This is a genomic window from Janthinobacterium svalbardense (assembly GCF_002327145.1).
In the GTDB taxonomy this organism is placed as follows: domain Bacteria; phylum Pseudomonadota; class Gammaproteobacteria; order Burkholderiales; family Burkholderiaceae_D; genus Janthinobacterium; species Janthinobacterium tructae.
The window spans coordinates 584,627-610,285 of record NZ_CP023422.1 but is presented as its reverse complement, the minus strand read 5'-3'; the positions used below and the strand labels follow the sequence as shown (position 1 = coordinate 610,285).

The following is a 25,659-nucleotide window of genomic DNA, read 5'->3' as shown; positions in this document are numbered from 1 at the left end:
CATGGCAGCTTTTAAAGAAACGAAATTCCCGGCAGACGCTCCCGTCGCCGAAAAAGCGCTGGGCTGGGTCGATGACCGCTTTCCCCTGACCAAGCTGTGGAACGACCAATGGGGCAAATACTACGCCCCGAAAAACTTCAATTTCTGGTACATCTTCGGCTCGCTGGCCATGCTGGTGCTGGTCTTGCAGATCGTCACCGGCATCTTCCTGACCATGCACTACAAACCGGATGCGGCCCTGGCCTTCAATTCCGTCGAGTACATCATGCGCGAAGTACCGTGGGGCTGGCTGGTGCGCTACATGCACTCGACGGGCGCCTCGGCCTTCTTCATCATCGTCTACCTGCACATGACGCGCGCCCTGCTGTACGGCTCGTACCGCAAGCCACGCGAACTGATCTGGCTGTTCGGTTTCGCCATCTTCCTGTGCCTGATGGCCGAAGCATTCTTCGGCTACCTGCTGCCATGGGGCCAGATGTCGTACTGGGGCGCCCAAGTGATCGTCAACCTGTTTGGCGCCATTCCGTTCATCGGCCCTGACCTGTCGTTGTGGATCCGCGGCGACTACGTTGTGTCCGACGCGACCCTGAACCGCTTCTTCGCCTTCCACGTGATCGCCATCCCGCTGGTACTGCTGGGCTTGGTTGCAGCGCACTTGATCGCCCTGCATGAAGTCGGTTCGAGCAATCCGGACGGCATCGAAGTGAAGGAAAACCTGGGCGCCGATGGCCACCCGGTCGATTCGATTCCATCGCATCCGTACTACACCGTGCATGACCTGTTCGGCGTCTCGATCTTCCTCGTCATTTTCAGCGCCGTCGTGTTCTTCGCGCCGGAAATGGGTGGCTATTTCCTGGAATACAACAACTTCCTGCCCGGCGATTCGCTGAAAACCCCGCTGCACATCGCGCCAACCTGGTACTTCACGCCGTTCTACTCGGTGCTGCGTGCCACCACGGCCGACTTCATGTACGTGCTGATGGGTGTCGTGGCGGCCTATGTGGTGTTCATCTGGCTCAAGTCGCGCCTGTCGACGACCGTCAAATCTATCATCGCCGGCATCGCCATCGTCGCCATCGTCGGCATGCTGCCGCAGGTGCTCGATGCGAAATTCTGGGGCGTGGTGTTCTTTGGCGGTTCCGTCGTGATCCTGGCCTTCCTGCCATGGCTCGACCATTCGCCCGTGAAATCGATCCGCTACCGTCCGAGCTGGCACAAATATGTGTACACCATCTTCGGCCTGTCGTTCCTGATCCTGGGCTACCTCGGCACCCAGGCGCCAACGGATACGAAAACCATCGTGTCGCAAGTGTGCACACTGATTTACTTCAGCTTCTTCCTGCTGATGCCGTGGTGGAGTGCAATGGGCAAGTTCAAGACCGTGCCGTCGCGTGTGACGTTTCACCCGCACTAAGCCGCTCTCACGCCACGCTCAAAGGACATACATCATATGAAGATTGCAAAAAAACTGCTCGCCATCCTGGCCTTCGTGCCCGCCATGGCTCTCGCCAACGAAGGCGGCTTTCCGCTGGACAAGGCTCCTGACCGCCAGACCAACATGGCAGCGCTGCAGCATGGCGCCAAATTGTTCGTCAATTATTGCCTGAATTGCCACGCCGCCGTGTCGATGCGCTACAACCGCCTGCGCGACCTGGGCTTGACGGAAGACCAGATCAAGCAGAATCTGTTGTTCTCCGGTGATAAAGTCGGCGACTTGATGACGACTAGCCTGGCACCGCAGGACGCCAAGGCCTTCTTTGGCGTCGTACCGCCGGATTTGTCGGTAATTTCGCGCGCGAAATCATCTTCCGCTGGCACTGGCGGCGACTACCTGTATACTTACCTGCGTACGTTCTATAAAGACGACACTCGGCCGACCGGCTGGAACAACATGGTCTTGCCGAATGTTGCCATGCCGCATGTATTGTGGGAATTGCAAGGTGTCCAGACTGCCAAGTTCGTGGAAGAGACGGATCCCCACGAGCCCAGCAAGAAGATCCACAAATTTGCCGGCTTCGAGCAGGTCAAGCCCGGCACGTTGAACAAGATCGAGTATGACAATGCGGTAGCCGACCTGGTCGGCTACATGGAGTGGATGGCCGAACCGGCACAGCAAACACGCAAACGCCTGGGCGTGTGGGTGCTGCTGTTCCTGTCGGTATTTGCTCTGCTGGCATGGCGCCTTAACGCGTCGTTCTGGAAGGAAGTCAAATAAGTGAGGCGCCGGCCATAGGCCGGTTTATGCCTGTTTCTGCATTGTCCGCATGAGTGGACAAGCGACCTGGGGTGAGCCGTTCGCGGCTTCACCCCCTTTGTTTCTAAGGAACTATAAAAAATGATGGTTCTCTATTCGGGTACAACCTGCCCATTTTCGCAACGCTGCCGCCTGGTCCTGTTTGAAAAAGGCATGGACTTCGAAGTGCGCGACGTCGACCTGTTCAACAAGCCGGAAGATATTTCGACCATGAACCCGTATGGCCAGGTGCCTATCCTGGTCGAGCGCGAACTGATCCTGTATGAATCGAACATCATCAACGAGTACATCGATGAGCGTTTCCCGCATCCGCAACTGATGCCGGCCGATCCGCTGATGCGTGCCCGCGCGCGCCTGATGCTGTTCAATTTCGAAAAAGAACTGTTCGTGCACGTGCACGTGCTGGAAAGCGAACGCGCCAAGAGCAACGACAAGGCCCACGACAAGGCACGCGCGGAAATCCGCGACCGCCTGACGACCCTGGCGCCGCTGTTCCTGAAAAACAAGTACATGCTGGGCGACGAATTCTCGATGCTCGACGTGGCTGTCGCGCCGCTGCTGTGGCGCCTGGACCACTACGGCATCGAACTGTCGAAGACGGCCGCACCGCTGATGAAATACGCCGAACGCATCTTCTCGCGTCCAGCCTATATCGAAGCGCTGACGCCTTCCGAGAAAGTGATGCGTCGTTAAGATATTCCCGGCAAGCCACGCTTGCCGGGGTATCTGTGTCTTTTGAACTACCGGTGCGCCCGCCTCATGCTTGATGGGGGCGCTCCCGCCTCACAGTGTCTACCATGTCTGAAATCTCAACCAAACCTTATATGCTGCGCGCCATCTACGAATGGTGCACCGACAGCGGCTACACGCCTTATCTCGCGGTCAAAGTCGATTCGCGCACCACGGTACCGATGGAATACGTGAAAAAGGGCGAAATCGTGCTCAACATCAGCTTCGGCGCCACCAGCGGCCTGAAGATGGACAACGACGCCGTCCGCTTTCACGCCCGCTTTGGCGGCGTCTCGCGCGAAATCTACGTACCGGTCGACAACGTGATGGCCATCTACGCCAACGAAAACGGCCAGGGCATGGCCTTCGAGCCCGTGCTGGGCAACGATGACCCCGACGCGCAACCAACGGACAGCCCGGCCTCAGCCGACCTGCCGCCGCCAGCGCTGGCCCCGGTCTCCAGCGCCCCGACCCTGTCGTCCGTGCCGACCAGTTCCCCCGAACAACGCGACAACGCCACGCCCGGCGACGACGAGCCACCAAAAAAAGGCGGCCGCCCGACCCTGACACGCATTAAATAGCGTATAATTCGCAACGCACAGTTTTTGCCGACTTAGCTCATTTGGTAGAGCAGTTGATTTGTAATCATCAGGTGGCCAGTTCGAAACCGGCAGTCGGCACCAATAAATTCAAGCACTTAGCCCAATCCTCAGGATTGGGCTTTTTGCTTTCTGGGTGCCATCTCACCGCTGGGCCCGCCGTACCTGCAGCCCAATCACATCGAAACGCCAGCTATACGTGTTCGGCATGACTGCGCAATGATCGCGACACACGCCCTGTTCATTTTAAAAAAGACATTCTTTCTTAAATATCAATATGTTATAATTTAGCAACCAACCCTGTGGCTTTCCAATTCACAGAAGGATCAAATGGCCCGTCCACTCATCGTACTTGGCGACAAGACCAATCATGGCGGTACCGTGATCAGCGCCGACATGACAGTCGATATCAACGGCAAGTATGTGGCCAGGTTGGGCGACATGACCGTATGCCCGAAATGCAAGGGGACATTCCCGATCAACTCCGCCGCCGACGACCTGGTCGACGGATCAGGCAGGGGTTATGCCAGACACCTCGACACGACGGCCTGCGGCGCCAGGCTCATATCAGGACAGATCACGACGATCTGGCTGGACCAGTCCAGCGTGGGCGAGCCGGCCGATGTCGACGACAATGACGTGATGGAAGCTGCAGGCAAGATCGCCGCAAATACCGACTCCGGCATTTGCCTCGAATGCTTGCTCTCCGCCGCCGCCGCCGGCGCAACCACCGTCATCCGGGAGTGACAACATTGATCGACGTCGCAGAACGCCTGAATCAACTTCAGGCACATCACCCGGCGCTGTGCCTGTACGCATTGGTCGACGGTGTTCAATATGAGACACACCGCCAAGCACGCCTGATACAGAATACGAGCTGTTACCCGCTGTTCACCGGCACACCCGATGCTGCGCTTGCGCATGCTGGCCCGTGGTTGGTCGACGTGGCAAGATCGGCGCCTTCCTTTGTTGAGAATCTGGCTGCACTGGAACAAGAAACACCTTCCGTTACCTGGCTGTTCGCCGTACAGGACCTTGGCGGCCTGGCGCAGTTGCTGCAACTACACTTGGAAACACGGCTGCCGGATGGCCGCACAGCGCTACTTCGCTTTTGGGATCCGCGCGTGCTGGTGAAGCTGGCGCAAATACTCGACCCGACGCAGCGGGAGGCGATGTTTGGCCATATTCATGAATGGCACTTGCTGCTCGACGCCAAGCGCGCAATCATAGGGAGGCGCAATGCTGACGTTTAGCGAGGAGCAATGGCGTGCAGTGCAGACGGGCGACACGACAGATTTCGTCATCGCAGTAGCGGACCAATTCTTGGCCAAGCGGGCCGACATGGCAAGTCAGCCAGGCCGGGCGGCCGTGATTGCGCGCATGCTGGCTGCGTATACCTACGCCATTCGCATCGGTTTCAGGTCCACGCCACATATCGTACATCTGATGTATCTGGCGGCCGACGCGCCTGGGATTCATGACGACCCGCTGGTTGATGCCTACCTGCGCAAGCCCGGCGCCACGCCGGAACAGCGGTTCGACGAAGTGATCGCGGTGATGGATAAAAAACTGGAAGGGGAGCAATAATGCCCGCGCTACCGATATTAGTTATACCAGCAGTCGTGGAGAAAATTTTGTTAGCCTTGGGTGTCGCCGCCGCAGGAGCCGTGCTCACGGACGATGCATTGCGCAAACGCAAAAAAGAGGCAGAAGAGGCAAAAGACGCCCGCGTCACGCCCATTGCGCGTGCCGAGACGCGAAGCGAAGCGAAGGAAAGATGCCGTTGCCCGCCAGACAAGGGTACGCTTATGGCTGTTAAACACAGCATGTCGCCCGCCGCGCGCGATTATCAAGCCCGTATCACTGGTTTTCTGATTGGCATGGAATGGGTGTTTGAAGGGAAGGACTTTGACGGTTTTCAATCCCGCTTGTGCTTGTTGCAGGAAGCAAAAGCGGATTATGATCAATTTTTCAAGGAAAACGGCGAATTCAGATACGATTTTCAAGAAAATATTTTCCTGAGGATGGAATTAAAGCAGGCCACGGATCAGTCAAAGATTGTCATGCCTAACCCGCCAGCCTCGCTGAAGTGGTACTTCCAAACGCCACTCGCTTACGAATATATGGAGCCCAAATTAGCTGCGTTGGGGATTACCACCTACTACGTTCCATGAAAATATGACAATAATCAATGTTTCTTATAAGCGAGATGCAACGCGCACCTCCGTCGCTTTCCGACCCAACGTCCAGGAAATCGCGACGATTGTCCGCTTCTTGCAAAAAACTGAGGCGTTTGGAAAGAATTGGTTTCTGTCGCAGGAAACAGAAGCAGAGTCGTTTCTGTATCCGGTTTTCGACGCGTCGGGAGAACTCACCACTGCGGCCGAAGCCGTACTCGAGGCCGAGTTCAAGGGTGAGACATCCCGATTTCTCAGCGCCTGGAATGGCGAGCTCGGAGACGGTGAGGGCGCGAGTATGGCGCTTGGGTTCAGCGACGGTGACTGGCCCGCCCGGACTTTTAGGATCAGCGATCACGGTCAAGGCGCGAGACGGCTCGGCATTGATGGCGTGAAAGAGCTACTGTCCATTATTGCGGGTTCTCTGCGGCCGGTCTTTATGACGGTTGCACGTAATCAGTATTTTAAAAAACAAGTCTTCAAGGATCGTCCAGGTGTTGGCTGGATGTTGTACGTGCCGCGCATACTCACGCTCCACCAGGTGCCCGAGGCACGCGCTTTAGTGCCAGTGATGGCGATGGATGAGCAAGGTCAAGACAAGCAGATCGGCACCATCATCGTCAGCGTCACCGACGAGCCTTTCAATGATGAGAACCCCGAGCATGTCAAGATCGCCAATGCCATTGAAATTCGCTTGGTCGATCAGGACTTGCTGCCTCGCTACGTCGATATTTGATGAACGATAGCTCGTCCCGCTTGGCTTGCGCGACGCATTGCTGCACCGCGCAATGACGTCCAGCGCATTTGGCACTATGGGCGCTTGCTGGCGAAGGGGAATTGTCACTTATCACATACAATGACATTATGATAATAAACTCTTTGTTCAAACGCGATGCAGCTAACACATCCATTGCGTTCCGACCTACCGTCCAAAAAATCGCCACGATTGTCCGCTTCTTGCAAAAAACTGAGGCGTTTGGAAAGAATTGGTTTCTGTCGCAGGAAACAGAAGCAGAGTCGTTTCTGTATCCGGTTTTCGACGCGTCGGGAGAACTCACCACTGCGGCCGAAGCCGTACTCGAGGCCGAGTTCAAGGGTGAGACATCCCGATTTCTCAGCGCTTGGAATGGCGAGCTCGGAGACGGTGAGGGCGCGACCATGGCGCTTGGATTCAGCGACGGTGACTGGCCCGCCCGGACTTTTAGGATCAGCGATCACGGTCAAGGCGCGAGACGGCTCGGCATTGATGGAGTGAAAGAGCTGCTATCCATTATTGCGGGGTCCCTGCGGCCGGTATTGATCACAGTTGCACGTAACGATTATTTTGAAAAACAAGTCTTCAAGGATCGTCCAGGTGTTGGCTGGATGTTGTACCTGCCGCGTGTACTGACGACCCAGCAAGTGCCAGAAGCCCGCGCCTTGGTACCCGTCATGGCGACGGGCGAGCAAGGCAAAGACAAGCAGATCGGCACCATCATCGTCAGCGTCACCGACGAGCCTTTCAATGATGAGAACCCCGAGCATGTCAAGATCGCCAATGCCATTGAAATTCGCCTGGTCGATCAGGACTTGCTGCCTCGCTACGTCGATATTTGATGAACGATAGCTCGTCCCGCTTGGCTTGCGTGGTGCATTGCTGCACCGCGCAATGACGTCCAGCACATTTAGGCGCAAGATGAGCACGTGCTTGCGCAAAGCAGACTCCCGATGTCTGGCTTGCCTACCTAGGGAAACATCATGTCCGCACACACTTACAAGCTGATCGAACTGGTCGGCACATCGACCGAGAGCAGCGATCAGGCGATACGCGATGCCATTGCCAAAGCGGCGCTGACGGTCAAGCATATGGACTGGTATGAAGTGACCGAGTCGCGCGGCCATATCGTCGACGGCAAGGTGGCGCACTTCCAGGTCACGCTGAAGGTCGGCTTCCGACTCGAATAGGGCAAGGCGGCGCGTTCACCGCCGCCCGACCACTGCCCGGCTCTCCAGCCACTCCCGGCCGCCGTTATCCAGCGCGGTCTCAATCACCTTTTCCGACAAGCTGTAGACGGTTGCCCAGCTGGCGCGGCCATCCTGCGTATTCGCGGGAAAGCTGTGCGTCTCGATGGGCCAGTGGTATTTGCGTTTCAATGCCTTGACGATGGCGGCCAGGGAGACGCGGCCTTGCAGCGGTTCGGCGCCGGACTGGTCGCGGTTCGACAGCAGCACGGCCAGGACCTGGCCGCGGCCCGTGCGTGCGCCGGGGAAGGTGGGAGTTTTGTTTGCCATGGCCTATTTTACCGGGCAATGTTGGACGAGATGCGATGTGCCGCACCTTTGATCTGGCGCAAGCGCCGCACCAGCTTTGCGGCCACGATGGGTATTTCGCCAGGCGTGCCGGCGCCCCTCCGGCAGCCTGGGCCACTCATCACGGGGCACAGGAGCCTATCGTGCACAGCCTGAACATCCACGCCATGCAATGGCAACCCGTTGCCGATATTTCCGCCGTCGACCCGCTGCTGCCCGCGGATCTGGCCTGCTTCCGCGAACTGCGCGATGTGCTGCAGCGCTATGGCGCACTCGACCGCTTCGGCATTTCCCTCATCCACCGCCCTCGACATCGCCGACGACGAGGAGCTGATGGAATACACGGATGTGGAAGAACGCACACTGACGGTAAAACCTGTCAAGAAAAGTGACATCGACTGGCAGCACACGACCATTACCAACTGGAAATTGACGGAAGGCGAGGAAGTGGCGCGCATCGGTTGCGGTTGTGCAAGCAATTCGGGTGGCCACCTGGGCTATCACCGTGGCACCTGAGGCTTGCCAACGCTACCCGTCAAGCGGCGTCGGCCTTTCTTACACTTCGCCCTATCCAGCTCAGTCTGCTTTGCGCAAGTAATTGATTCAATTTACTTTTTTTGTGTGGCACGCAAGCTGCTTATCTGTGTCTACGAGATGAATCCAGGCAAGTCATTCTGGATTCTTTGTCCCCCGGATTTTCCGACACTGACCACGATAAGAGGCTGCGATGAACGTCGATCACACACGAAGCAAGACCCTGGGCTGGCTGGGCGCACTGGCGGCGGCAAGCCTGCTGGCCAGCGGTCAGGCGCAGGCCGGCGCCTACGGCCTGGCCGTCAATGAGTTGAACAATTTCCGCATCACCACCAGCGCTGGCGCGCTGTCGCTGGCCGGCGCCAACCGCAATGCCAGCGACAGCGCCTTCTTCGAAGGTGGCGTGGCCGTCAATCCGCGCGCCGTCAATACGGGGCCGGCCGCCAACGCCGACGTGCTGCAAGTGTGTTCGGGGGCGGCTGCAGCGGCTTGCCGCAAAACCACTACGCACCCAGCCCCAGTTCCACCCTGGAATTTGCGCGCGGCGATGCGCACGCCTTCGGCAATATGCTCAATGGCGGCGCCAGCGTGCAAGCCGTGGCGGAAGCACAGCGCAACACGGTTGGCGCCGCCACGGCCATGGCCGGCGACACGCTCACCGGCTCCGTCAACCTGACCCTGTCGAGCGCCGGCTTCATCACCTTCAGCTTCATGGGACGGCGCGACTTGCGCACCAGCGTGACGACCATGGGCGACAAGTCGAACGTGTCGATCATGGATATCTTCAATATCTCCTGCAACAGCGCCAGCCCCGTCGGCTGCCTGTCGAACGCGAATGCCGATGGCGTGATCTTCCAGTTCGCCCCCGACGGCAACCCGAACAATGGCAGCGATATCAACGGCAACCATGGCGCCGGCAGCCTCGACCCGTTCAGCCTGAACTTGACGGCCGGCACGAATGACCCCGCTACCGGGCGCGCCTTCACGAATGGCTTTGCGCTGTTTTCCCTGACCTCGAGTTTCGCCCTGCCCGCCGGCAGCTATACCTTGAACTTTGCCAAGTCCACGCGCACCGACATCGTCGTCATCGATCCCCTGGCCGTGCCGGAACCGGGCAGCCTGTTCCTGCTGGGCCTGGGGCTGGCCGCCCTGGCGTTCACGCGCCGCCGCCAGCCGCAATAGATACCGGCAGAGGCGTTTTACCCCAGCCGTGCCAGTGCCTGTCGCGCCAGTTGCAACTGCTGCAGATAGTAGCGATGCAGCATGGCGGGGTCACTCAGGTCGCGCCCGAGTACCAGGCGCAGCTCGCTGGCCGGGCAGTCGGCGGCCTGGGTCTGCACCTGCGGTCCAAGCTGGCGGGCCAGCTGGCGCGCCGCCTGCTCTTGCGCGGGCCGGTATTCGACGCGCGTGCGCGCCACCTGGAAGCTGGTTTCATTGGCCAGGCGCACCACCTGCACAGGAGCGCCAGCCAGGCTGCGCGCCAGCGCGGCGGCCATGCCCGGCACGCCGTTGCCATTCACAATTTCCAGGCGCGGCTGCGGCGCGGGCACCGCCGGCGTGGGCCGCTCGGGCACTGCGGAGGGTACGCTGCGCACCGCCGCCGGCACGCGCTGCAGCTGGGCCATGCCATCGCTCTGCGTGATCTCCACGCGCGCCATGGCGGGCGCCTCCGGCAGCGGCGCGGGTACAGGCACAACCTTCGGCGCCGCCGCGCCGCGCAAGACCGCCATGTCGCGCCGTAGGTCGTGTTCCCGCAAGCTGGCCGCCTGGCGCTGCATGAGGGCGGCACGCTCGTGTTGCCCCAGCCGTTCGAGCACCTGCGCCAGGTGCTGCCAAGCCAGCGCATTGAGCGGATCGAGCAAACACGCCTGTTCCAGCGCGGGCAACGCTTGCGCATCGCGTCCGCTCAGAGAATAGGCATGGCCGAGATTGCTGAACAGATAGGCCTGCTGCGGCCGCGCCATACCCGCTTCCTGCGTCAGCACCTGCCACTGGGCAATGGCGGTGGCGTGTTCGCCCCGCTGCGCATGCAGCACGGCCAGACCGTTGCGCGCATTCACGTGGCGTGGCGCAAGGCGCAGCGCTTGCTCATAGGCCGCTTGCGCGGCGGGCAAGTCGCCCCGCTCGAAATGCTGGCGCCCCGCTACATAGGCGGCATCGGCGTCAGGCCACGCCGGCACCGGTGCATGGGCCAGTTGCGTGGTACAGGCGGCCAGGCCAAGGCAGGCACAGGCGGCGGCCAGGCGGGAGAGCGTCAAGCGCATGGTGACTCCTTTCAGCGGCTGGCCATGGCCGGCACAAGCACGCGATAGACTTCGATCACGGCCGGCCCCATGAGCACCAGCATGAGGGTGGGAAAGACGCAAAATATCAGCGGGAACAGCAGTTTCAGGGCGATCTTCGCCGCCGCCTCCTCGGCCAGCAGGCTGCGCTTGCCGCGCAGGTTTTCCGAATGCACGCGCAGTGAATCGCCCATGCTGGTGCCGAAGCGTTCCGATTGGATCAGCATGGCGACGAGGGTGTCGACATCTTCCACGCCGCTGCGCAGGGCCAGGTTGCGCAGCGCCTTTTCCTTGGAAAAGCCGGCGCGCATTTCCATCAGTACCAGTTGCAATTCCTGCGCCAGCACCATGCTTTTGATGTGGATTTCGCCTGACACCTTCACCAGCGCGCGCTCCAGGCTCAGGCCCGCTTCCACGCACACGGTCAGCAAGTCGAGCGCATCGGGGATATTTTCAAAGATGTCGCGCTGGCGCCGCTTGGCCGTGCTGGCCAGTACCAGGTTCGGCAAGTAATAGCCGATGGTGGCGCTGACGCACAGCAGCAACAGCAGCACGCTGCGCAGCTGCGCCGCCATGGCGCTGGCCGCGTACAGCCCCAGCACGGTGGGAAACAGCAGGGCCAGCAAGGTTTTCGCCGCAAAGTACAGGGCGGGCGCGCTTGCTTGCCGCCAGCCCGCATTCATGAAGCGCGTGCGCAGCGGCGAGCGCTCCCAGCCCTCTTCCGGCAGCGACAGCTTGCTGAACGGCTGCGCCACGCGCGCCACGCGCTCCACCCAGCCAGAGCCGGCCACCGCATCGCTGGCCGCTGGCGCCGTGGCGCCGAACAGGCGCTGGCGCAAGGCGCCGGGAAAGAAGATCAGCCACGCCAGCAGGGCCAGCGCCACCACCACGACGAAGACAATCACGAGAAACAGCAGTTGCGAAGCGCTCATGCCACCCCCTGTTTTATATGCGGATACGGATCACATTGCGCATCCAGACCACGCCCAGCGCCACCATGCCGGCCGCGTACCACAGCAACTTGATGCCGCTGGGATCGGTCCACAGCAGGCGGATGTATTGTGGGTTGACCAGCGCCATGACGCCGATCATCACCACCGGCATCAGTCCCAGCACCCAGGCCGACATGCGCCCCTCGGCCGACAGCACGCGCACCTGCCCCAGCAGTTTCAAACGGGCGCGGATGATGCGCGCGATGCTGACCAGCACTTCGGCCAGATTCCCCCCCGATTCGCGCTGCACCAGCACGGCGATGACGAGGTAGCGCAAGTCCGTCAGCGGAATGCGCGCGGCCAGGTTTTGCAGCGCCTCGTTCATCGGCACGCCGTAATTGATTTCTTCATGCGCCATCTTGAATTCGCCGCTGATCGGCTCGCTCAATTCATCGCCCACCATTTGCAGCACATTCGAAAACGAGTGCCCGGCGCGCAGCGCGCGGGCCAGGAAATCAGCCGCTTCCGGCAATTGCGCCTCGATCTTTTTCAGCCGCGCCGCACGCGCGCGCAGCACCAACAGGCACGGTCCGCTCACGGCGCTGGCCAGCAGCAGCAAGGCGCCGGGAAAAGGCATGGGCCAGGCCGCCAGTAGCAGCAAGGCCGCCAGCAACAGGGCACCCGTGACGCCGATGAATTGCGCCACCGACCAGGACAAGCCCGATTGCAGCAGCAGGTGGTCGAGCTGCGCCGCCTGCGGTGCGCGACGCAGCAGGCGCTCCAGGCCGGGCGCACGCGCATAGCGGCGCTGCTTGAGGATGGAGATCCGCTCCCCACCGGCCTCGCCGCGCGCCGCCATCAGCCGCAAGCGCCGGTTGATGCGCCGCGCCGCGCTGCCATGCGTGCCCGACCACCACAGCCAGGCGCCTTCCACCATCAGGATGCAGGCGGCAAACAGCAGTACGGCAAAGCCGTAGAACACCAGGTCCATGCTGCCTCCTATTCGTAGATGCGATCCGGGTCGAACACGCTGTCTGGCACGGGTGCGCCGAACATGCGCAGGCGCTCCGTGAAGCGGGGCCGCACGCCCGTCGCGCAGAAGTGGCCCTGCACCTTGCCCTCGGCATCCACGCCCGTCTGCTCGAAGCGGAAGATTTCATGCATGGCGATGATGTCGCCTTCCATGCCCGTCACCTCCTGCAAGCTGACCAGCTTGCGCGCACCGTCCGTCAGGCGCGACACTTGCATGACCACCGTCACGGCCGAACAGATCTGCTGGCGCGTGGCGCGCGGCGTCAGGTTCACGCTGGCCATGCCGACCATGTTTTCCAGCCGCGCCAGCGCATCGCGCGCCGTGTTCGAGTGAATGGTCGCCAGCGAACCCTCATGGCCCGTGTTCATCGCCTGCAGCATGTCGAGCGCCTCGGCGCCGCGCACCTCGCCCAGGATGATGCGGTCGGGGCGCATGCGCAGTGCATTGCGCACCAGCGCGCGCTGGCTCACTTCGCCCTTGCCCTCGATATTCGGCGGACGCGTTTCCAGGCGCACCACGTGCGGCTGGCGCAGTGCCAGTTCGGCCGCATCCTCGATGGTGACGATGCGCTCGCTGCCGGGAATGAAGCCGGACAGCACGTTGAGCAAGGTCGTCTTGCCGCTGCCGGTGCCGCCCGAGATCAGGATGTTGACCTTGGCCTGGCCCAGCGCCTGCAGCACCTGCACCATGGGCGGCGTCAGGCTCTTGTAGTCGAGCAGGTTGGCTATGGTCAGGGGCTGCACGGCAAAGCGCCGGATCGACAATATCGGGCCATCGACGGCCAGCGGCGGGATGATGGCATTCACGCGCGAACCGTCGGGCAGGCGCGCATCGACCATCGGGCTCGATTCATCGACGCGCCGTCCCACGCGCGAGACGATCTTTTCGATGATCTTCATCAGGTGTGCATTGTCGTGGAACGTCACGTCCGTCAGCTGCAGCCGCCCGCCCCGCTCGACATACACCTTGTCGCAGGTATTGACGAGGATGTCGGACACGCTGGCGTCGGCCAGCAAGGGCTCGAGCGGGCCAAAGCCCAGCATCTCGTGCTGAATGTCGAGCACCAGGCTATGCCGCTCATGCTGGTTCAGCACGATGCGCTCTTCCTCGATGACGCGCTGCACCAGCAGCGCCAGTTCGTGCTTGAACTGCTCCGCCGTCAGGCGTTTCAGGCGCTCCAGGTCGATACGGTCGAGTATCGTCTGGTGCATGGTCTTTTTCAGTTCCTGGTAGGCGTGCAGCGCCAGCGCGCCCTGTCCATTGCTGGCGGGGCGCACCGTTTCATTTGCCGCCAGGCGTTCGCGTAAAGTCATCTCGGCTCCCATGATGGCCCCCGGCGGGAGCCTTGACATCTCTCCGGTCCTAGGCCTCGCTGCGGCTGAACAGGCGGTCGAACAGGCCGCGGCTTTCCGTCACGCGGCGCGCCGTCACCAGCTCCACCAGCTCGGCCAGGCTGCGCGCCACGGCGCTGGTGCGCGACAGCTGCAGCAGCGGGATGCCCTGGTTGACGGAGTCCGTGGCGGCGATGTAATCGTTGGGCACCGTGTGCACCACTTCGGCGCCCAGCGCCTGCTCCAGGTCCGCCAGGCGCAGGCGCCCGCCCTTTTCATAGCGGTTGACGATCAGGCGCAGGCGCTCGCCCGGATAGCCGAGCGAGCGGAAGATGTCGAGCAGACGGCGCCCGTCGCGGATGTCGGGCAGGGCCAGCTGCAGCACCGGATAGATGGCGTCGGCGTTGTCGAGCGCGCGCAGCGACAGCGCATCGATCTGGCGCCCCACGTCGAGCACGATGTAGTCGTAGTGCTGGCGCGCCACGGCCAGGATGCGGTCCATGTGCTCGGGCTGCATGTCGACCTTGTGCGCGGGATCATCGGCCGCCGCCAGCACGCCGAAGTTCGGCGTCACGTGCACCAGGCACGAGGCGAGAAAGGCGCCATCCATGCGCGCGATCTGCGCGCAGATATCGGACAGCGTCATGGCCGGCTTCTGGTCCGACACGTACAAAGTGGCGTCGCCGAACTGGCCGTGCAGATCAATCAGCAGCACCTTGCAGCCGGCCAGGCTGGCCAGCGCGTAGGAAAAGTTCGTCGACAGGAAGGTGGCGCCGCTGCCGCCCTTGCACGAAATAAAGGCCAGCACCTTGCCGTCGCGCATCTGCGTCACGCCGGCCTGGATGTCGACCCGGTCCATCGCCTCGTGAAAGGCCTTGTGCACCAGCGGCAGTTGCAGCACCTCGCGCATGCCGGCGCGCATGGCGCGGATCAGCACATCCTGCTGCTGGCCGCGCGTGAGCAGCATCAGCACGGCCAGCGGATACTGGCGCGCCAGCCGCTCCAGCAAGTCCGCCTCTTCGGCGTCGATGCCGCTGGCGTCGACGATCACCAGCTCGGGCGCTTCGGGCAGCATGCGCTCGACGGCATCGCGCAGGCCGCTGCGCCGCTCCAGCAGACGCAGCACGGGCATGCGGGCCGCGCCTTGCGCGGCGATTTCTTCATGCAAGCTGGCGTCGCGGCTAATCATCAAGGCTTTCATCGCACTTCCTCGCTTCTTTCAGGTCAACACAGTCGGCTGCCACCGTCCGGCGGCATTCAGGGACAGAAATTCGGGTTGTCCGGATAGCCCAGCGACTCGGCCACCGCCATGGTGCTACCGCTGGGCAAACGCACGGCTCCTGCGCCGGAGGGAAACATCATCCCCAGCAGGGGTAGGACGGGCCGGTATGGCACGCGCTCGCAGCGCGCGCCATCGCCCGGCACGCACAGGCGCGCGCGCACGAAGCGGATACAGCTGGCGCCATGCGGATCGTCCTGGCAATTGATGCGGTTGCGTTGCGGACAGCCTGGCATCACCGTCACCGGCACTGCCGCCAGCGCGGCGCCGCCGCTGCTCTCCGACAGATAGTCGATGCGCACATACGCATCGCTGATACCGCCGCCCAAGGGCAAGGCGCCGGGGCCGGTGCGCAGCACGGCGTGTTCCCGCAAGGCCTGCAGCGCGGCAGCGTTGCTGAAATCGGTCACGGCGGCGGCGCGCGCGGCGCGGCGCGTGATCTCGTGCACCATATTCCAGACATACACGGCGCGCGCCACTTCGATCATGGCAAAGACAAACAAAAAGAACAGCAGCGCCAGCATGGCGAATTCGACGGCGAAGACGCCGCCCTGGCGCCGCCGCCGCCGGATATGCAGATTAGTTGACATAGCGCAATGTCGCATTCGCACGCAGCGGAATCGGCGCCATCTGCGGCAGCCATGCACGCGTCAGCTGGGGCAGGATATCGACGGGCATGTCCACGGACACCTTGATACGCACCTGCAGCGGCGCCGTCGGGTAGTTGCCGCAGTTATAGAAATCGTCGGCATAGATGCAATCGAGGCTGACGCTGAGCGCTTGCAGCTGCGGCGCCGTTTCCGCCATCGCATCGAGCACCAGCTGCCGGGCAAAAGCGCTGTGCTGCACGATAGCATCGCCGTTGGCCATCTGCGGTAACGGCAAGGTAGCCAGGTAGCGCGCCGCGTCATGTGCGCCTTTCTGCAAGGCGGTATAGGCGAAGAACGCGCGGCCAAACAGCAGCACGACGGGCAGCAGAGCCATGAAGAACAGCATGATCAGCGCCAGCTCGATGGCCGCCAGGCCATCCTGCCGGATTGATGCGCGGCAAGGCGGCTTCATTGCAGCAGCTCCGCCGGGCCGGCCAGCGCGCCTTCGGGCACCGTGCCGGCAAATTCGGCGCTCAGCACGCCATTGCTGGCCGGCGCCGTCATGTAAAAACGGCCGATGCCCAGCACCTGCGCCAGCACGTCGCTGCCAGCTGGCACGGGGCACGCCAGCAAGGCGATATTGAGCGCGCGCCGCTGCGCCACGCCCATGTTGCCGGTCGGCGCCGTCTGGAATCCCAGCGTCAGGTAAGGCGTGCCGCTGATCGGATAACCGGACTTCGCTACCGGCGGCGCCGGCGTCGCCGGATACAGCTTGGCCCAGTCGCCGGGGGCAAATGGCGGGTAGCCGCCGGCGGGCTTCGTGGCGCTGTACTTCGCCGCCCTGGAGAACGACCACAGCGGGCCGTAGCTGCCAAGCGCGGGCGGGATCGGAGGTGAGTCCAGGTCCGCCACGGACAGCAGCGGATTGCCCGTGCTGAGCGCGCTGGGCGCGTCAGGCGCATTCATCATCCACCAGCTCGCTGCCGTATTCGGGAAGGCGCGGATATTCGTGTCGGGCGGCGCCGTGACAGGGTGGCAGCCGCTGCCCGCGTACTGATTGAAGCGCGCGTTGAAGGCCGGCCACAGCGCAGCAGGAAAGGGCCGGTGCACGTGCACCTGGGCGCTGCCGACGCGCGGGTACAGCACCGTGCCGCTGCAGACAAACGGCAGCACGCTCGACTCGCTGATCTGCAACGACGATCCCAGTATGCCGGGCTGTCCAAGCGGATTGAGCACGAAATGTTCGGCTGCCGGGCCATGCGGATTGAGCTTCAACAGGTTATACGCCACGCCGCGGCGAAAGCCATATTCCAGCAACTCGACGGCCGGCAGCAGCGCCGCATTCGTACGCGGGCTGGCCGCGCTGGCCGACAGCGCGCAGACAGCCAGCGGCGTCAGGTGCAAGCTGGACCGCCAGGCCACCGCGCGCGCGCCCGTATCGAGCGTACGCAGCGCCGGCGACCAGGCGCCCAGGAACGCCGTCGCCACCTGCCCCAGCGATGGGTCATTGGCCTGCGTATCGACGCGTACGAACAGCGCCGTGGTGGCGTCGGGCACGGCGCCCGCCGCATGCCACTCGGTGGCAGGCGCATCGGGCGTGCTGGCGAAACGGATGCTGGCGTCCGACAGGATGGCACCCTGCATGCGGCGCCGCCATGCGCTCTTGTCGGCAGCACTGCTCTTGGCCTTCGTCACGGCGTTTGTCAGCCCTTCGGGCGTGCCCACCAGTTCCGCCGCTGCCGCCAGCGCCGCGTTGTCGGCCAGGTTCTGCAATTCCGTCTTGCGGCCGATGACCTGCCCCACGTCCAGTGCCAGGCCGATAAAGCCCAGCACCACGATGAGCAGGATGGAAAAGGCGATCAGCATCGCCCCGCGCTGGCGTCTATTTGCCATTGCCGCCTCCCAGCATGAATTGCACCGGCTGCGGCGCCTGGCCGTTCGGTTCGGCAAACGAGGCGCGGTAGCGCTGCATGACGGCGTGCGCGCTGGGGCCATCGAGGCCATCGGCCGGGGTGCGATTGCCGGCGCTGGCCGGATCGCGTACCTGCTGCGCCATGGCCAGGCGCACGGCGTCGCCGAAGCGCCGGTCCAGCTGCGGCGTGCTGCCGTGTGTGCAGGCGGCCAGCTGCAGCGCCAGCAGCAGCGCCGCCAGGCGCCGCAGCGACATCAAAAGCGAGTTCGGCATGGCATCTCTCCCCGTCTCATTTCAGCTCGAAACCGTTGGCCGCGCGCAGTGGCGACACGGGCGGCGGCGCCAGCGTCCCTTCCATCTTGCCGCCCAACATCAAGTCCGTGCGTGAAGGGGGCGCCATCTGCGCCGTCGGCAGCACGGCGTCCGCCGGCAAGGGTTTCACCAGGTGCGCGGTAATGACGAACAGCAATTCCGTGCGGTCATGCTGGAAATCCGTGCTGCGAAACAGCGCGCCAAGGATGGGCACTTCGCTGAGCCAGGGCACGCCCGTGATGTTGCTCACCTGGTTGTTCTTGATCAAGCCGCCGATGGCGTAGCTCTGGCCGTCGTACAGCTGTACCGTGGTCGAAGCGCGCCGCGTCGTGATGACGGGCAAGATCGAGCGGCCGCTGACGCCGGCAGCGGAAATGCCCACCCCCTCGCGCGACAGTTCCGACACTTCCGGCGCCACCTTCAAATTGATGCGCCCGCCCGACAGCACGGTGGGCGTGAAACGCAGGCCGACGCCATACTCGCGCTCTTCCAGCGTGATCTTGTTGTTGTCCTGGCCGACGGGAATGAAGATCTTGCCGCCGGCCAAAAAACTGCCTTCCTGCCCGCTGATCGCCATCACCGTCGGCTCGGCCAGGATGCGCACCAGGCCATCCTGTTTCTGCGCCTCGATGGTCAGCTGCTGGCCATTCGACTTGCGCACGTCGAGCAAGCTATTGGCCGTGCCGCTGAGGAAATTCGACAGCAAGGTGGTGGCCCAGCTGCCGGACGCGAAGCGCAGGGTGGCGCCCACTTCCAGGCGTTCCAGCAGCGACTTCGACACTTCGGCGATCTGCACGGCCAGCATCACCTGCTGCGGCGCACTGACGTCGAGCATATTGATGATGCGGCTGTTCGCGCCACCCGCACCACCGGCCGGCGCCGTGGCAGCCACCGGCAAGGCGGCGCCATCGGCGGGCTTGGGCAACGCCAGCGGGTGCGTAGCGCGGCGCACATACGCGTGCGCCAGATCGACGGCGCGCAGCACGGCGCCCGCATCCTGCACCGTGCCCGACAGCACCAGGGTATCGGCCACGGCTGTCACGCGGATGGCTTTTTCTTCCGGCATCAGGGCCGCCAGGGTCGCTTGCAGGCCGGCCGGGTCCATGCTGACGCTGACGTTCACCACGCTGCACACGCCGCTCTTGCCCTGGATGATCATGTTGGTGCTGCCCACGTCGACGCCCACCACATATAAGGTATCGGGCGCCACCAGCATGGCTTGCAGCACAGCCGGATTGCCGACGCTGCGCTGTTGCACGGCTTCAGGCAGGCGCAGCATGCTCGACTTGCCCACCTGCAGCTGCAAGTTGCCGGGGGTAGCCGCTTCGCCGCCGCAGCGCGGGCCAGGATCGGCCGCCGCACCGGCAAGCGGCAACAGCAGGCAGCACAGTGTCAGCAGGGCGCGGTTCATGAGCGTGTCCATGGTTGGCTAAAAACATTCGCGCGACTGGCGCGTCCCGTCGATGACGCCGCTGCACTGGCGCGGCGGCTCCGCCAGCGCCTTCGCCACGCGCACCGGGCGCGGTGCCACGGCCAGCACGGGGGCAGCGGCAGGAGCGGGCTCGGCTTCGTGCGGTCCACCCAGCAGGGTCAGCTTGGTGGCGCCCGCCGTCACGCCCGGTTGCGGGTCGACCTGATTGCGCAGCACCAGCGAAAGGCTGCCCACGCTGCGCGCCAGGTCCAGGTTTTCCGCCTGTTCCGGCGTCACTTCCAGGGTCACCGCATTGACCACGCGCGGCTTGGTCTCGTCGCGCCCCACTTCCTGCGCCACGGCCAGCACCAGGATGCGTTCGAGCACGATCTTGGAAATGTTGCGGCTTTGCGGAAACGCGCGCTCGCCGGCATCTTGCTGGGTACTCACGATGATGTCGACATAGTTGCCCGGCAAGGCAAAGCCGGCCACGCCGATCACGTCGTTGACGCGCACGGTGATGGCACGCCGCCCTTCCGTGATCAGGGCTGACAGGCCGCCCAGGGTGCCGGCCGGCGCCAGCTTGGCTTCGCTCAGCGGTTCGCCGCGCAGCACGCTGGTTTTCAGCACCCGTCCCGCCAGTTTTGCCGGGTCTTGCAGCGCGCCCTGTGGCAAGCTTTCCGCTGGCCACTCGGCCAGGCGCAGCATCTCGGGCGTCAGGCGCTGGCCCAGGTTGACATCGCTGCCGGCCACGACGATCTTGCCCTTGCCGGCCGGCGTCTGGCGCAGCAGCCAGTGCGAGGCCAGCAACACGGCCAGCAGGCCCAGCACCACAGCCAGACCCATCATCAAGAGGGCGCGCCGGTTTTTCATGCGATACGCTCGCACAGGCTGGCGGCCGGCATGTCGCAGCTGGCAAACAGGCTGCTCCAGGCCTGCTCCAGGGCGGCCACCGTCAGGCGCGCTTCACAGCCGGCAAAGCCGGCAAAGTCGCCTATGCGCGCCAGCAATTCACCAGGATAGCTGGCCAGCAAGGGCCGTCCCTGCGCGCCATGCAGCTGCAGCAGGTGGTTCAGGGCCAGTTCGTCGATGGCCATGCCGGCCAGGCGGCATTGCTGGCGAAACAGGGCGCGATAGGCGCTCTCGGCCAGCGGCCCCACCTGCACCTTGTAGCCGATGCGGCGCAGCAAGGCGGCGTCAAACAGCTCGCCCGGCGACACATTCGTGGCCAGCACCAGGGCATTGTCGAACGGCACGCTGATCTGCACGCCGCCGGGCAGGCCCAGCTGGTCGCTGCCCCGTGCCAGCGGCTGCATCAGCCGCGTCAGCAGTTCTTGCGCGCCCAGGCGCTGACGGCCCAGTTCGTCGATGATCAGCATGCCGTTATTCGCCCGCACATGGGGCGGCGCCTGGTAGCAGCCACCGCTGGCGTCATGGCGCAGCTCCAGCATGCCCGCGTCGAGTTCAGCGCCCACGTGGATCACGGGACGCTGGCACAACACCCAGCGGATGTCGGTGCTGCGCCGTTCGAGCGCCTGGCGCGCATGGCTGACATGCTGTGGCGCGGGCGGCAAGTGCTGCGCCGGATCGTACAATTGAATGATGTCCTGGCCGACGACGATGGCGTAGGGCACGGCCACCAGCCCGTGCAGCAATTGGCCCAGTTGCAGCGCCAGGGTCGACTTGCCGCTGCCGGGCGGACCGTACAGCAGCAGCGAGCGCCCCGAATGCAGGGCCGCACCCACCACGTCAAGCATGCCCGGCCCCGCATGGGCACTGCCCAGCACGGCGGCCAGGTCGTCGCTGCCGACGCGCTGTTCCTGTGCCAGCCACGACTGGCGCGCCACCATGGCGCGGTACGCTTCCAGGGTGACGGGGGCGGCGCCGATATACGCGCAGCGCTCAAGGAAGGCGTTGGCGCGCTGCTTGCCGGCGCCCGTCAGTTGATACTGCACGTCGATCTCGGATTCACCGCGCCAGGCCACTTCGGCCATCTGCTCGGCCACCATGAAATCGAGCACTTCGCGCAAGACATTGATCGACAGGCGCAAGCGCGTCGTCATTGCGGACAGGTGCGTCTTGCCGCTCACAAACATCAGCTTGGCGATCAGTTCAACCACCAGCGGCCGCTCCAGGCCCGTTTCGCGCAAACTCTTCGGCTGCGGCGGCAAGGGCGGCATCAGGTTCGCGTCGGCGGGGCGCGGCGCACTCTCGCTGCTCATGGAATAGTCGACCTCGGTCATCCTGTGTCTCCAATCCGGTTAAGACTGCATTGAACAGAATTCATTCTAGCCAGCAGGGACTGGCGCCCATTGATTCAGAGCAATGAATAACAATCAGAAATAATGTCGCCCTTGCACCACCAGGCAACCCAGGGCAATGGCCAGTCCGTACGGCATGTTGCCCACGCTGGCACCGCTACCCAGCGCAGCAGGCGCCAGGGGAATGCCGGCCATGCGCGCGATCATCGGCCACAGCAGCTGGCGCAGATTGCCCAGGCAGGCGCGCCACTTGCCCTGGTACGTGATCATCAGCACGGCCATCAGGCCGCCCAGCACAAAGGTGGCGAAACAGATCTGCAGCACGGGCCACGGGCCGGCAAAGGCGCCCACCATGGCGATCAGCTTGACGTCGCCGGCGGCCATGCCGCGCAGCACGTATAAGGGCAGGAACAGGAAGAAGCCCGTCGCCATGCCGCCCAGCCACAACGACGGCACGCTTTGCGGCCACAGCCACAGGTGTAAAGCCAGCGCGGCGAGCATGCCGGACAGCACCAAACCATTCGGTATCTTGCGGCGGATCAAATCACTGACGGCGGCCCCCGTCACAAAACACAACAACAGCAGGTCGCACAAGGCAATTGCAGACATGGCATACCTCCTGAAAAAAACCCGCCACCGGCCGGCCAGCGGCGGGCACCCGCTTAGGGCGTCAACACCAGGTTCGAGGAAATGTCGGTGAGGACGGCCAGCAAGTTGGTCTTGATCAGCAAGAAACCGGCCGTGATGGCGGTCGCCATCAAGGCCGCAATCAAGCCATACTCGATTGCCGTAATGCCATCCTCATCCTTGACAAACTGCTGTACTGCCGACAGGAAGGTATGCATGACAAGCTCCCAAAAGTGAATCACAAGTCCCTGGCGCAATCGGGTGTGAAACATTGCCCATTCCTGCTAATATGTTTCCTGCCGTAAATTTCTGCGCCATTGGATTGACTATAAAGCGTCCATCATTTGGCAAATTGACGCGCCACAAGTTTCCATATGGAAATTATCAAACCTTGTTGAAATGACGGCTGACGCAAACAAATGTTGCGATCAGGATTGAAAGTCTTCGTCAAGGCAAGTTTTTTGCAACGCAGTGCATGAATATCATGTATTTACATGAAATATTGCATACGTTAATTGCCTATTAGGCAAAAAGACATTATCCTGCTTAGCTCTTCTTTGGAACGGCCTCTCGCCCTGCGGTAAAGAGCGTCATGCCACCAAATAAATCTTGGCTTCTTGTAGACGGACGCGAATTGCTTGATGCAATGCTGCTATGACGACACTTGTGTGACTACTTTCCAGAGATCGACAATGGATTCCCTACTGAAACACATGGTGGACATGACCGGGCACCGCGACCACACGATGCTCGACATCTCCGTGATCTCGGCGGTTCAGGAGCTCGCTGCCGCGTCGCAGACCCGTGTGCTGGCAATGACCAGCGTGCGTGGCCAGGTGTTCGTGCGGTCGCGGGCCATCATCGTGGCAGGCAGCGTGGCCCGCATGGAAGAGCATAACGACCCTACCCTGCCAGGCGAACCGCTGTCCGACTACCCGGCCCTGGCCGCCTGCATCGCGCGCCATGAAGCGAGCGCCGATACCCTGTGCGCCGACGGACGCCACCTGCTGTGGCTGCCCATCTGGATCGGCGACCAGGTCACCACCTGCCTGGAAATCACCAACCCCACGCCCTATACGGGCGCCACCATCCAGGTGATCGGCGGCATCGTCAGCGTGTACCGCAATTTCCAGAACCTGCTCGACTACAGCGAACGCGATTCGCTCACCGGCTTATTGAATCGCAAGACCTTCGACGACCAACTGGCGAAAATCCTGCACAGCCGCGGCGAACCGGAAGCGGACAAGCCGCTTCCCATCGATGCAGAGCGGCGCCACCATACGGACACGGAACGGCAATGGCTGGCCGTGATCGATGTCGATCATTTCAAATTGGTTAACGATAAGTTTGGCCACCTGTATGGCGATGAGGTGCTGATCCTGATCGCCAACCAGCTGCAATCGTCGTTCCGCTCGCAAGACCGCATCTTCCGCTTCGGCGGCGAGGAATTCGTCGTGCTGCTGCGCTCGATCACCCTGGAAAATGCGCAGAAAATCATCGACCGCTTCCGCACCAATGTCGAAACGCACGACTTCCCGCAAGTGGGCAGAGTCACCGTCAGCGTGGGCTTCGTCAGCATCAACGCCTACGAGGCACCCGTCATCATTCTCGGCCGCGCCGACCAGGCCCTGTACTACGCGAAAAGCCATGGCCGCAACCTGGCTTGCCATTACGACGAGTTGGTAGCGAAAGGTTTATTGACGACCATCGCCTCGAACGATACGGCGGAATTCTTCTAGGCATCCGCGAGGGAAATAAAGCGCATGGGATCGACCTGCCACTTGGCAGCCGACTCATGGCCGACGATCTTGTCGCCGCCGCCGAAGCCGATGCCGCGCGACAGGTCGACTGTCTCGGGCTTGATGTAGGCATTGCTCTTCGTACTGAAAAACACATTCACCTTCGGCGCCAGCAGGTTGCTTTCGTGCGCTTCGATGACGACGGCCAGGCGGCCCGATTCCAGCATGACCATGGTGCCCACCGGATAGATCCCCACGCAGCGCATGAAATCCTGCGCGAACACGGGGTTGAAATGGAATTTGCTCCACTCATAAATCTTGCGCAAGGCTTCGGCGGCGGCGATGCCCTTGTGGTAGCTGCGGTCGGACGTCAGCGCGTCATACACGTCGACGATGGCGGCCATCTGCGCCAGCTCGCTGATGGCGTCACCGGCCAGCTGGTCCGGGTAGCCGCTGCCGTCGCGCCGCTCATGGTGGTGCAAGGCGATGTCAAGGGGAATCGCGCCCAGCTCGGGCGAACGGCACAGGATGTCGTAGCCATCGCGCGGATGGCGCTTGATCAGGGCAAATTCTTCCGGCGTCAGGGGGCCGGGTTTGTTCAGCACGCTATCGGGCACCAGCGCCTTGCCTGTGTCGTGCAGCAAGCCGCCCAGGCCGGCCTGGTGCGTAGTCGCCCCATCGACGCCGCGCGAGCGGCAAAACGCCACCAGCAGCGCGCACACGCTGACGGAATGCAAGAAGGTGTAGTCGTCCTTGTTCTTGATGCGCAACAAACCGACGAGGGCGCCGGGATTGCGCAGGATCGATTCGGTAATATCTTGCACCGTATGCTGCACGCGGTCGATCTCGACGGCCTTGCCCAGGCGCGCATCAGCCATCACCGTACGCACCAGGCTCGATGCCTGCCGCCGCACCTGCGTGGCGCGCGCCAGCTCCATGCCCAGCGACACCCGCGTGACCACCTGCGGCGCGGTAGCGATCTGTACCAGTTCGCGTTCCGTCTCGGCGCGCGCCTGCGCCACGGTAGGCGCATCCTGCACATCGAGGCCCTTGCCGCTGTCGATCACCACGTCGTGGATGCCGGCTTGCACGATCTTGCGGATTTCATCATCGCTGCGCAACAGGAAACGGTTGCGCACGAACGGATGGGTCATCCAGTCGCAGCTGAGGTCGTGGACATACATGCCCACTTTTAATTGAGACGAATCAACTTTCTTGAGCATGCTGTCATCCCACAAGTACGCGTCTGGAGCACCGAAGGCGCTAGAATGAGTATAACAAAATTGTTATTCTGCTGGCCGCGTTCGGCGCTGCGGCGCAACACCCTGTTTTTTCCGATCACCGCACCCTCAACGCACCGCTCTTGGG

31 protein-coding genes and 1 tRNA gene are annotated in these 25,659 nt (G+C 62.6%); 15 read left to right on the top strand and 17 right to left on the bottom strand.

The features are described from left to right. Position 1: 1 nt before the first annotated feature. The 12 genes from CNX70_RS02625 to CNX70_RS02570 all read left to right on the top strand — a co-directional run bounded on the left by CNX70_RS02625 (position 2) and on the right by CNX70_RS02570 (position 7,703). The gene (locus CNX70_RS02625; protein ID WP_096238243.1) at positions 2 to 1,414 is read left to right on the top strand and encodes a cytochrome b; all 1,413 of its coding nucleotides are present in this window, start codon (positions 2 to 4) and stop codon (positions 1,412 to 1,414) included. Positions 1,415 to 1,450: 36 nt separating this feature from the next. After that, positions 1,451 to 2,215, top strand: a complete 765-nt coding sequence (locus CNX70_RS02620; RefSeq protein WP_071079858.1) for a cytochrome c1 — start codon at positions 1,451 to 1,453, stop codon at positions 2,213 to 2,215. Positions 2,216 to 2,335: 120 nt separating this feature from the next. After that, entirely contained in the window at positions 2,336 to 2,947 is a 612-nt protein-coding gene (locus tag CNX70_RS02615; protein ID WP_010394154.1) for a glutathione S-transferase N-terminal domain-containing protein, read from the top strand. A gap of 104 nt (positions 2,948 to 3,051) precedes the next feature. Further along, positions 3,052 to 3,564, top strand: coding sequence for a ClpXP protease specificity-enhancing factor (locus CNX70_RS02610; RefSeq protein ID WP_071079859.1), 513 nt, complete (start codon positions 3,052 to 3,054; stop codon positions 3,562 to 3,564). Between the two features lie 26 nt (positions 3,565 to 3,590). Next, a tRNA-Thr gene (locus CNX70_RS02605) sits at positions 3,591 to 3,666 on the top strand. 246 nt (positions 3,667 to 3,912) lie between these two features. After that, positions 3,913 to 4,329, top strand: coding sequence for a PAAR domain-containing protein (locus CNX70_RS02600; RefSeq protein ID WP_096233249.1), 417 nt, complete (start codon positions 3,913 to 3,915; stop codon positions 4,327 to 4,329). 5 nt (positions 4,330 to 4,334) lie between these two features. After that, entirely contained in the window at positions 4,335 to 4,835 is a 501-nt protein-coding gene (locus CNX70_RS02595; RefSeq protein WP_244199016.1) for a DUF4123 domain-containing protein, read from the top strand. Beyond that, entirely contained in the window at positions 4,822 to 5,169 is a 348-nt protein-coding gene (locus tag CNX70_RS02590) for a hypothetical protein (RefSeq protein WP_096233247.1), read from the top strand. Before CNX70_RS02595 ends, CNX70_RS02590 begins: the two co-directional genes overlap by 14 nt. 47 nt (positions 5,170 to 5,216) lie before the next feature. Next, on the top strand, positions 5,217 to 5,756 hold the full coding sequence (locus CNX70_RS02585) for a Tox-REase-5 domain-containing protein (RefSeq protein WP_244199015.1): 540 nt from the start codon (positions 5,217 to 5,219) through the stop codon (positions 5,754 to 5,756). 4 nt (positions 5,757 to 5,760) lie between these two features. Next, on the top strand, positions 5,761 to 6,495 hold the full coding sequence (locus CNX70_RS02580) for an immunity 52 family protein (RefSeq protein WP_096233243.1): 735 nt from the start codon (positions 5,761 to 5,763) through the stop codon (positions 6,493 to 6,495). Positions 6,496 to 6,638: 143 nt separating this feature from the next. Further along, positions 6,639 to 7,355 (top strand): immunity 52 family protein, encoded by a 717-nt coding sequence (locus CNX70_RS02575; protein ID WP_244199014.1) that lies wholly within the window; start codon positions 6,639 to 6,641, stop codon positions 7,353 to 7,355. Positions 7,356 to 7,496: 141 nt separating this feature from the next. Beyond that, positions 7,497 to 7,703: a dodecin gene (locus tag CNX70_RS02570; RefSeq protein WP_034753599.1), complete on the top strand. Its 207-nt coding sequence runs from the start codon at positions 7,497 to 7,499 to the stop codon at positions 7,701 to 7,703. Positions 7,704 to 7,718: 15 nt separating this feature from the next. On the opposite strand, the gene CNX70_RS02565 is transcribed toward CNX70_RS02570, so the two are convergent. Then, entirely contained in the window at positions 7,719 to 8,030 is a 312-nt protein-coding gene (locus tag CNX70_RS02565; RefSeq protein WP_096233239.1) for a hypothetical protein, read from the bottom strand. Between the two features lie 282 nt (positions 8,031 to 8,312). Here CNX70_RS02565 and CNX70_RS02555 point away from each other — a divergent pair, with 282 nt between their 5' ends. After that, on the top strand, positions 8,313 to 8,564 hold the full coding sequence (locus CNX70_RS02555; RefSeq protein ID WP_157750885.1) for a hypothetical protein: 252 nt from the start codon (positions 8,313 to 8,315) through the stop codon (positions 8,562 to 8,564). Positions 8,565 to 8,870: 306 nt separating this feature from the next. Here the strand turns inward: CNX70_RS02555 and CNX70_RS29070 are convergent, their stop codons facing one another. Then, a complete protein-coding gene (locus CNX70_RS29070; protein WP_279629342.1) occupies positions 8,871 to 9,029 on the bottom strand; it encodes a hypothetical protein in 159 nt (52 codons plus the stop codon). 18 nt (positions 9,030 to 9,047) lie between these two features. Between CNX70_RS29070 and CNX70_RS02550 the strand changes: the two genes are divergently transcribed. Further along, complete coding sequence (locus tag CNX70_RS02550) at positions 9,048 to 9,764, top strand: EDSAP-1 family PEP-CTERM protein (protein ID WP_096233232.1); 717 nt, start codon at positions 9,048 to 9,050, stop codon at positions 9,762 to 9,764. Between the two features lie 17 nt (positions 9,765 to 9,781). Here CNX70_RS02550 and CNX70_RS02545 read toward each other — a convergent pair whose 3' ends face one another. From CNX70_RS02545 to CNX70_RS02485, 14 genes are all read right to left on the bottom strand, one after another. Continuing rightward, a complete protein-coding gene (locus CNX70_RS02545; RefSeq protein WP_096233230.1) occupies positions 9,782 to 10,846 on the bottom strand; it encodes a LytR C-terminal domain-containing protein in 1,065 nt (354 codons plus the stop codon). 11 nt (positions 10,847 to 10,857) lie between these two features. Continuing rightward, positions 10,858 to 11,796 (bottom strand): type II secretion system F family protein, encoded by a 939-nt coding sequence (locus CNX70_RS02540; protein WP_096233228.1) that lies wholly within the window; start codon positions 11,794 to 11,796, stop codon positions 10,858 to 10,860. Between the two features lie 13 nt (positions 11,797 to 11,809). After that, positions 11,810 to 12,787, bottom strand: a complete 978-nt coding sequence (locus CNX70_RS02535) for a type II secretion system F family protein (RefSeq protein ID WP_096233226.1) — start codon at positions 12,785 to 12,787, stop codon at positions 11,810 to 11,812. An 8-nt stretch (positions 12,788 to 12,795) separates the two neighbouring features. After that, complete coding sequence (locus CNX70_RS02530) at positions 12,796 to 14,142, bottom strand: TadA family conjugal transfer-associated ATPase (protein WP_096238241.1); 1,347 nt, start codon at positions 14,140 to 14,142, stop codon at positions 12,796 to 12,798. Between the two features lie 49 nt (positions 14,143 to 14,191). Beyond that, positions 14,192 to 15,361, bottom strand: coding sequence for a CpaE/TadZ family protein (locus CNX70_RS02525; RefSeq protein WP_071079867.1), 1,170 nt, complete (start codon positions 15,359 to 15,361; stop codon positions 14,192 to 14,194). Between the two features lie 56 nt (positions 15,362 to 15,417). Beyond that, the gene (locus CNX70_RS02520; protein WP_096233224.1) at positions 15,418 to 16,029 is read right to left on the bottom strand and encodes a TadE/TadG family type IV pilus assembly protein; all 612 of its coding nucleotides are present in this window, start codon (positions 16,027 to 16,029) and stop codon (positions 15,418 to 15,420) included. Further along, positions 16,019 to 16,501, bottom strand: a complete 483-nt coding sequence (locus CNX70_RS02515) for a TadE family protein (protein ID WP_096233222.1) — start codon at positions 16,499 to 16,501, stop codon at positions 16,019 to 16,021. Before CNX70_RS02515 ends, CNX70_RS02520 begins: the two co-directional genes overlap by 11 nt. Further along, positions 16,498 to 17,922: a pilus assembly protein TadG-related protein gene (locus CNX70_RS02510; protein ID WP_157750883.1), complete on the bottom strand. Its 1,425-nt coding sequence runs from the start codon at positions 17,920 to 17,922 to the stop codon at positions 16,498 to 16,500. Before CNX70_RS02510 ends, CNX70_RS02515 begins: the two co-directional genes overlap by 4 nt. Beyond that, positions 17,912 to 18,214, bottom strand: coding sequence for a hypothetical protein (locus CNX70_RS27950; RefSeq protein ID WP_157750882.1), 303 nt, complete (start codon positions 18,212 to 18,214; stop codon positions 17,912 to 17,914). Before CNX70_RS27950 ends, CNX70_RS02510 begins: the two co-directional genes overlap by 11 nt. A gap of 16 nt (positions 18,215 to 18,230) precedes the next feature. Further along, positions 18,231 to 19,664, bottom strand: coding sequence for a type II and III secretion system protein family protein (locus tag CNX70_RS02505; RefSeq protein WP_096233218.1), 1,434 nt, complete (start codon positions 19,662 to 19,664; stop codon positions 18,231 to 18,233). 18 nt (positions 19,665 to 19,682) lie between these two features. Beyond that, positions 19,683 to 20,537: a Flp pilus assembly protein CpaB gene (cpaB, locus tag CNX70_RS02500; RefSeq protein WP_096233216.1), complete on the bottom strand. Its 855-nt coding sequence runs from the start codon at positions 20,535 to 20,537 to the stop codon at positions 19,683 to 19,685. Continuing rightward, positions 20,534 to 21,907: an ATP-binding protein gene (locus CNX70_RS02495; protein ID WP_096233214.1), complete on the bottom strand. Its 1,374-nt coding sequence runs from the start codon at positions 21,905 to 21,907 to the stop codon at positions 20,534 to 20,536. Before CNX70_RS02495 ends, cpaB begins: the two co-directional genes overlap by 4 nt. Before the next feature lie 93 nt (positions 21,908 to 22,000). After that, the gene (locus CNX70_RS02490) at positions 22,001 to 22,534 is read right to left on the bottom strand and encodes an A24 family peptidase (RefSeq protein WP_096233212.1); all 534 of its coding nucleotides are present in this window, start codon (positions 22,532 to 22,534) and stop codon (positions 22,001 to 22,003) included. A 53-nt stretch (positions 22,535 to 22,587) separates the two neighbouring features. Then, positions 22,588 to 22,770, bottom strand: a complete 183-nt coding sequence (locus tag CNX70_RS02485) for a Flp family type IVb pilin (protein WP_034752975.1) — start codon at positions 22,768 to 22,770, stop codon at positions 22,588 to 22,590. Positions 22,771 to 23,244: 474 nt separating this feature from the next. Here CNX70_RS02485 and CNX70_RS02480 point away from each other — a divergent pair, with 474 nt between their 5' ends. Further along, a complete protein-coding gene (locus CNX70_RS02480; RefSeq protein WP_096233210.1) occupies positions 23,245 to 24,291 on the top strand; it encodes a GGDEF domain-containing protein in 1,047 nt (348 codons plus the stop codon). Here CNX70_RS02480 and CNX70_RS02475 read toward each other — a convergent pair. Continuing rightward, on the bottom strand, positions 24,288 to 25,514 hold the full coding sequence (locus CNX70_RS02475) for an HD-GYP domain-containing protein (RefSeq protein WP_096233208.1): 1,227 nt from the start codon (positions 25,512 to 25,514) through the stop codon (positions 24,288 to 24,290). The two genes, CNX70_RS02480 and CNX70_RS02475, sit on opposite strands and share 4 nt — an antisense overlap. Positions 25,515 to 25,659 lie beyond the last annotated feature (145 nt).